Source organism: Fibrobacter sp. UWEL (assembly GCF_900142535.1).
Lineage (GTDB): Bacteria > Fibrobacterota > Fibrobacteria > Fibrobacterales > Fibrobacteraceae > Fibrobacter.
On record NZ_FRBE01000001.1, the window covers coordinates 331,078 to 338,622 of the forward strand.

Annotated in this window: 6 protein-coding genes; 3 read left to right on the forward strand and 3 right to left on the reverse strand. The window is 49.4% G+C overall.

Going from position 1 to position 7,545, the window contains the following annotated elements:
* Window positions 1-3 precede the first annotated feature (3 nt).
* The 3 genes from BUB59_RS01405 (at window position 4) to BUB59_RS01415 (ending at window position 5,695) form a co-directional block, all read left to right on the forward strand.
* Window positions 4-1,569, forward strand: coding sequence for a peptide chain release factor 3 (locus tag BUB59_RS01405; RefSeq protein ID WP_073224908.1), 1,566 nt, complete (start codon window positions 4-6; stop codon window positions 1,567-1,569).
* Between the two features lie 141 nt (window positions 1,570-1,710).
* Window positions 1,711-2,454 carry a DsbA family protein gene (locus BUB59_RS01410; RefSeq protein ID WP_073224910.1) on the forward strand — a complete coding sequence of 248 codons (744 nt, stop codon included), beginning with the start codon at window positions 1,711-1,713 and terminating at the stop codon, window positions 2,452-2,454.
* Window positions 2,455-2,506: 52 nt separating this feature from the next.
* Complete coding sequence (locus BUB59_RS01415; protein WP_073224912.1) at window positions 2,507-5,695, forward strand: carbohydrate binding domain-containing protein; 3,189 nt, start codon at window positions 2,507-2,509, stop codon at window positions 5,693-5,695.
* Window positions 5,696-6,088: 393 nt separating this feature from the next.
* Here BUB59_RS01415 and BUB59_RS01420 read toward each other — a convergent pair whose 3' ends face one another.
* From BUB59_RS01420 to BUB59_RS01430, 3 genes are read right to left on the reverse strand one after another with little or no spacing between them, the layout of a single operon-like run.
* Complete coding sequence (locus tag BUB59_RS01420) at window positions 6,089-6,472, reverse strand: pilus assembly FimT family protein (RefSeq protein ID WP_073224913.1); 384 nt, start codon at window positions 6,470-6,472, stop codon at window positions 6,089-6,091.
* The gene (locus BUB59_RS01425) at window positions 6,462-6,809 is read right to left on the reverse strand and encodes a prepilin-type N-terminal cleavage/methylation domain-containing protein (protein WP_073224914.1); all 348 of its coding nucleotides are present in this window, start codon (window positions 6,807-6,809) and stop codon (window positions 6,462-6,464) included. Before BUB59_RS01425 ends, BUB59_RS01420 begins: the two co-directional genes overlap by 11 nt.
* The gene (locus BUB59_RS01430; RefSeq protein WP_143160169.1) at window positions 6,802-7,323 is read right to left on the reverse strand and encodes a hypothetical protein; all 522 of its coding nucleotides are present in this window, start codon (window positions 7,321-7,323) and stop codon (window positions 6,802-6,804) included. Before BUB59_RS01430 ends, BUB59_RS01425 begins: the two co-directional genes overlap by 8 nt.
* Between the last annotated feature and the right edge of the window lie 222 nt (window positions 7,324-7,545).

The window sequence follows — 7,545 nt, forward strand, 5'->3', positions numbered from 1 at the left end:
CGTATGAACGAAGAAATTTCTAAACGCCGCACTTTCGCCATTGTCAGCCATCCTGACGCTGGTAAGACTACTATTACTGAAAAGTTCCTGTGGTACGGTAACGTGATTCGCGAAGCGGGTCATGTCCGTGCCAAGTCCAACCGCAGCTACACTGTTTCCGACTGGATGAAGATCGAACAGCAGCGCGGTATTTCCGTTTCCAGCTCTGTGTTGAACTTCCCCTTTGAGGGTTGCATGTTCAACCTGGTGGATACCCCGGGCCATCAGGACTTCTGTGAAGATACCTACCGCGCCCTTACCGCTGTGGACGCCGCCCTAGTGCTTATCGATAGCGTGAACGGTGTAGAAAAGCAGACTATCCGCTTGATGAACGTGTGCCGCATGCGCCACACACCCATCATTACCTTCATTAACAAGATGGACCTTGATGGTCGTCATGTGCTGGACCTTCTGGACGAAATCGAAAACGTCCTGAAGATCAAGGTGGCTCCCTTTACTCTGCCCATTGGCGTGGGTAAGCTCTTTAAGGGCGTGTACTGCATCGCGGACAACACCTTCCACACCTTTAACAAGGAAGAAGGCGAACAGCAGCTGATCCAGATGACTGGCCCTGATGATCCCCGCCTGGTAGAAATGTGCGGTGAGAACTGGGTGGAACAGTTCAAGGAAGAATACGAGATGGTCACCGGCGCCATGGACCCCTTCGATCACGAAAAGTTCCTGAAGGGGGAGATGTGCCCCGTGTTCTTTGGCAGTGCTGTGAACAACTTCGGTGTGCGCCAGTTGCTGAATGCTTTTGCTGAACTGGCTCCTCCTCCCATGATTCGCGATACGGATAAGCGTCCTGTGGATCCGGATGAAGACGCCTTCAGTGCCTTTGTCTTTAAGATCCAGGCAAATATGGACCCCAAGCACCGCGACCGTACCGCATTCCTGCGTATCTGCTCCGGTAGCTTTACCCGTGGAGAAAAGGTTTTCCATGTGCGTACTGGTCGTGAAATCCGCCTGGCTGCACCTACTGCATTCCTGGCCAAGGATAAGGAAGTTATCGACAACGCATGGGCAGGTGACATTGTGGGTATTAACGACCCGGGCCTGTTCCGCATTGGCGACACCCTGACCGATGGCGAAAAGATGAACTACACCGGCATTCCTGACTTTGCTCCGGAACACTTTGCCCGCGTGACTCTCTTGAATCCGTTGAAGTCCAAGCAGATGGCCAAGGGCTTGGCTGAACTTTCCGAAGAAGGCGCAACCCAGCTGTACGAACCCATGAAGTCTGCTATCCCCGTCATTGGCGTGGTGGGCGAGCTTCAGTTTGACGTGCTCAAGTTCCGCCTCCAGAGCGAATACGGCGCAGACGTTTCCCTGGACCGCGTACCTGCTCATGGCATCCGCTGGGTCACCGGCCCTGAAAAGGACGTGGGTAAGTTTGCCGAGGAATACGCCATGGATTGCATGCTCGATAAGGAACGTAACTTAGTTTGTCTGTTCCCCAACGAATATCGCCTGAACTTGGCCATGAAGAACTACGAAAACCTGAAGTTTGCAGAAACTTCCCAGGGCTAATGGACTTTATCAGACGATAAATAGCCTTAAAATCCCCTTTAAAATAAGTGAGTCGCTATTCGCGGCTCACTTCTATTATATATATTTCCACAAAACTGCGGGCGGACTGCGCCTGCTAGACTTTTAACTAAAAGGATAAACATGAAACGATTCTCTATTGCCGCTGCTGCAATTCTTGCTGCTGGACTGGTCGCCTGCAATCAGGCCTCCGCCGGTGGTGCTGTTTCCAACAATGCTGCTGCCCGTATCGACGCACTCGAAAAGAAGGTTGCCGAAATGGAAGCCAGCATGGAAGCTGTAGGCTACATCCTGGAAAAGCGCGCTGGCATGTCTATTGAAGATGCCAAGAAGGAAATGGAAGAAGCCAACAAGGTCTGGGACATTCCTGTTGACGAATCTCCGGTTTTCGGCAACACCACCAACCCGAAGCTCACTATTGTTGAGTTTACTGAATTCCAGTGCCCGTACTGCTCTCGCATTGCTCCCACTGTCAAGGAACTGATGGACAAGCACGCGGACGAAATCAAGTTCGTCTACAAGAACTTCCCCCTGTCCTTCCACCCCAATGCTAAGCCCGCTGCAGCTGCTGCAATTGCAGCCCAGAAGCAGGGTAAGTTCTGGGAATACCGTTATGCTCTGGCACCGCACTCCCGTGAACTGGGCGACTCCATCTACGTCGCTGTGGCTAAGGAAGTCGGCCTGAATATCGAACAGTTCGAAAAGGACCGCGTTCTGGATGACGCTATGAACGCTCGTATTGATAAGGACTTCAACCTGGGTGCCAAGGTCGGCGTTCAGGGTACTCCGAACTTCTACATCAACGGCAAGCGCCAGGATCGTTTCAGCCCGGAACTGGTTGAAAAGCTCCTGAAGGAAGCTAAGTAGCTCAAAAGTTTAAATTAAACTCAAACTAAATCATAAACAAAGGATACGATATATGATGAAGCGTGCACTGACTGCTGCTACCGTCGCCGTTCTCGGCTTCGGCGTAACAGCATCCATGGCTCAGCCGAAAGCTCCTCGTGTAGTTCCTTACAAGTTCTTTGACGATGCATATCGCGCAGGGGGCTTTGACTACGCATACGGCGGCAAGAGCAAGGGTATCACCATTACTAAGGATGGCGGCTATAAGTCCAAGGCTGCCTTGAATATTAAGCTGGACCCCAGCGAATATTCTGGTGCTTCTGTTTGCCTTTACAACGAAACTTTCGACCTGAACAAGTTCATGCTCGATTCTCGAATCGAATTCATGATCAAGGGTAAGAAGGGTGGCGAACAGCTGAAGATCGGTCTCCTCGATGAAGAAGTTTCCGATGGTAAGAAGACTCAGGTCGTTCTTCCCATGGCAAAGTACATCGAAGGTGGCACCGTCACTACCGATTGGAAGAAGGTTTCCATTCCTCTGGTTGACTTCCCGGATCGTGGTCTCTACTGGGACAACACCCGTAAGTCCGAATTCCCCGCACGTATTGACTGGGACAAGATCGCAGAAATCCGCTTCTCCATCGACAAGAGCGGCGCAGGCGACTTCGAAGTCTGGGTTGATAACATCGAAATCGTGAAGGGCAACAAGAAGGCTAAGCCCAAGGCAAAGATTGTCTACTGGGATGAAAATGAAGACGTGATTGACGGTCCGGCAAACGCAGAAAAGCTGGACGGCAAGGTCAAGCCGGTTGCTAACGGCGTGTTCTACTCCAACGGTCTCAAGGGATTCTCTTACAGCTACGGTGGTCTTTCCGCTCAGCGTGAAGCAGACTCCAAGACTAAGGGTAACCCGAACGTCCTCGCACTTTACATCGATAACAACGACTGGTCCGGTGTGACTTACTCTTTGGGCGATGGCAAGTACATCAACCTGAAGGATGTCCGCAATAAGGGCGGTCTCTACTTCTGGATCAAGGGTAAGCTTGGTGGCGAAAAGGTATACGTTGGTATTCTGGATAACCAGGGCAACGATATTAAGAGCCAGACCAAGATTAGCCTGAACGACTGGATTGAAGGCTCCAAGGTCGGCACCGACTGGAAGCTGGTTAAGATTCCTCTGAAGAAGTTCGGCGACAAGGGTAAGGCTTGGGACGCAAACAAGCAGGCCGAAGTTGCTAAGGATGTCCAGTGGGATAAGATCCAGGAAATCCGCTTCTCTGTTGGTAAGGGCGAAAACCAGGGTGAACCGGGTAAGCCGGCTCCTGTGACCATCTTCGTTGACCAGATTACCTTCACTTCCACCATTGACTGGGTTGACCCGGATATCAAGTGGGATAACTGGAAGTCCAAGGCTCCGGATATGGTTATTTCTGACTTCGAAGGCAAGTTCGCTAAGGATAACTGGGAACCGTCCTTCGGTCCTAAGTCCAAGGCCGAAATCGAAATGCCTCATAAGAGTGCAAAGCTCGATGGCAACTCTCTCTGGATCAAGCACTTCGAAATGTCCGACTGGGTTGACTTCGTTCTCGACTTCACCAAGAACACTGCAAACCACGACGCTAAGTCCCGCGACTGGACCAACCACTGGGGCATTCAGTTCGACGTCTACTCTGAACGTGCATGGCAGTCTATCACTGTTCAGGTCGGCGATGCTGGTAACGAACTCTTCGTTTCCAACACTGGTGTACCTCGCGGTCGTACCACTGTGATCGTTCCGTTCCGTACCTTCAGCAAGTTCCCGTACTATCAGCCGCCTACCGCTAAGGAAAACGGCGTGTTCGACCTGAAGGGTGTTGTCTCTCTCGACTTTAAGCCGGGTGGAGAAGGTTCTAACGGTTCTTTCGAAATCGACAACATCAAGTTGACCAACTCTAAGGAAGTCAAGGCTGAAAAGCGTCCTGAAGTTGTTAAGGTTGACGTGAAGGGTTCTTCCGACGTGATCAACCCGAACATCTCTGGTGGCCTCTTTGGTATCAACGCCGCCCTTTGGGATGGCGACATGCTGGACAACAAGAAGTTCAAGACCCAGACTTGGGAATATGCAAAGCGCATCAACCACGGCATTATCCGTTACCCGGGTGGTCTCCGTGCTGATGACGACCACTGGAAGGAAATCCTCGACAACCACGACTGGATGGTCGATACCGACGAATTCCTCGCATGGTTGAAGAAGACTGGTTCTAATGCTATGTTCACTGTGAACTTCGGTTCCGGCACCGAACAGGAAGCTGCAGCATGGGTGAAGCACACTAACGTAGACAAGAAGGCCGGCATCCTGTACTGGGAAGTTGGTAACGAAGTCTATGGTAACTGGCACCCGTACTACGAAAAGTATGGTAAGGACGGCGGTACCATCTATGGTAAGCGCGCACGTAAGTTCATCGAAGCCATGAAGGCTGTTGACCCGACCATTAAGGTTGCTGTGCTCGGCGTTCTCGATGGCGAATGGAACGAAAACGTTCTCCGCGAAACCGGCGACATCGCTGACGGTCTTATCGTCCATCACTATCCGCAGCACTATGGTGAAGAAAACGACTTCGCTATGCTCTCCGCTCCTCAGGACTTGACCCCGATCTACAGCCGTCTGCACAAGACCGTAGACAAGTGGACCAAGAAGTTCAACAAGAGCAACAAGATCGAACTGTGGCTCACCGAATGGAACTCCGTGGACTTCAACCCGGGTCCCCAGACCATCGCTCTCGAAAACGGTCTGTTCGTTGCTGATTACCTCGGTATGCTTGCAACTGAAAACGTTGACAACGCTCAGTACTGGGATATCCATAACGACATCACTCCGGAAGGCGGTGACTATGGTTACCTGACTCGTTCTGCAGAAGAATGTATGAACTGCCCGCGTCCCAGCTACTGGGCTTTCCAGATGGCTTCTGACGCTCTCCGCGGCAAGCTCCTGAAGACCGAAATCAAGGGTGACAAGGAATCTCTCCTGACCACCTACTACACCGAAAACGGTGGCAAGAAGACCCTCATGGTCATCAACAAGAGCCCCTACAGCGATTACGAATTGAAGCTGGATATTCCTGGCTTCAAGGGTAAGGCTAAGATGCAGGTTCTTGACAAGTCTTCTGAAAAGCTGAAAGAAGGCTTTGCAAATGATCCTGCCAAGAAGGCTAAGGACGTAGACGTTTCCAAGCCGGTTAAGGTTGGCAAGCGTACCGTTACCTTGTTCACCATTGGCAAGTAATAGCCTCTAGGCAAAACGCTTAAAGAATCCCTCGCAGAAATGCGGGGGATTTTTTTTGTTCAATCCAATCAAAGAACACTTGTGGTATTCTCCATAGACAACTTGTCCATGGAACTTTTTTTTAACGCCCGGATTTTATTGATGGAATCAAAGTTTTTTTCTACGTTTGGCGCGGGTTGTTTGGAAGGTGGTTTGTCCGCCTGTTTTTTCCTTGACATTTTGGTGTGTTGTCGTTATCGGTTTGCCTAAAATGGGTTCTCCTGTTTTTGCATATAAAGATTGTGGTTAATGAAGCTTATGGTTAGGGGCTTTGTTGGTTAGGAGACCACAAAAGAAGCGGCGCAGCTTTCGGGCTGCGTCGTTTTTTTTCGCCTTATTCTTACGTTCTGAATTTTATTTTAAATAGAAGTGGCTATATCCAACGATTTCTTTTGAGGTAGAATCGGTGGCGCCTAGGAAATAGACCAAGGTTCTCTTGCGGTCTACATCCTTGCACTTTGGCTGAGGAAAAGGAAACTCCATATTCAGGGAATCCGCAGAATCTCCAGTGAAATGGAATTCGCCATTTTCTTGGCAGGAGCCTGTATTATCCAGAAGCATCCTGTTGGCCTTGGCCTTCTTGACATTGTAATCGAAGTATTCCTCGTGGGATTTCCTGTAACTTACGAAGGAACCGTTGGCTGTGCTGAACATGTTCATGGCCAGCGTAAAGAAAATACCAGACACAGCCATGGTCACGATCAACTCGATCAGTGTGAATCCGTTTTTACGAACCATAGCGGCAATAATATAGAGTTCTGGTGGTGTCGATCTTGTTACGGACCGGAATGGCCTTGTCGCAGATTTCGTCGCCATCCTTGGTTTGCTTGATAATTACTTCCCAGTGATTGCCCTTTGCATCATCGTGGATAAATGTCGTGTCTTTTGTATGAGAAACCAAAGTCTTGCTTTCGGCTTGCAGATAGATCTTTCCCAGTTCCATTCCGTAATTTTCAGTGCGTGCCTTTTGTGTAACAGGGCTCTTGTACAGAAATCCAGAAAGCTGCATTCCTGTTGTTGCAAGAATGGCAAAACTGATAAGAACTTCCATCAGGGAGAATCCGCGTTTATTCATAACTTGGTTCTCCTCCAAAAAAGATATTGTCAGGAAGCATCACATGGACCGATGTGTCGCCCTTGATTTGTCCGCCGCGCATGAATCCACGCCAAAGCGTTTCCCCTTCGTAGAAGGACAGATTGGAAACGGTCATGCTGCCCTTTAGCTTGCCTCTAAAATCTACGATGCCGTTAGCCACCAACGTTCCTGTGATATCTGTGTTTTCGGATATTTCCACAGGGATTCCTCTCAAGGTTTCATCCCAGTTGTCGCCAAGGAAGAGAACGGCTGCATCCTTTGCCTTTAACTTCTGGATTGAAAGTTTGCCTATGTAATCAACGTCGCTGGTTTTGTGGCCTTGCAGAATGAAGACATTTTTCTTTTCCTGAATGTTATTGACGTTTATTTCGATAGTGTCCTGAGCGAAGTAGATTCCGTTCAGGGAAACATTTTCCTTGATGGAAATGTTTCTTGCGACTATTTCCGCCTGGTCAAATCGGGCTCGTTCTCTGATAAAGATTCTGTCAGCCACAATTTTGCATTGTTTGCAGCGGGAATCCCCTTGCATTACGACCGTGGCGCAATTCAGTTTTTCTGGTACAAAATCAGTTCCGTCAAAAACGCAATTCTGCTCTTTGAATTTTTCGGAAAAAGACTTGTGGACTATGGCGTGATTTAATAAGAGGGTAAATCATGCTTTCATATTCATTGTTAAATTCCAGAATCGAGGAAAAAACAATGTCTAGAGTCCATT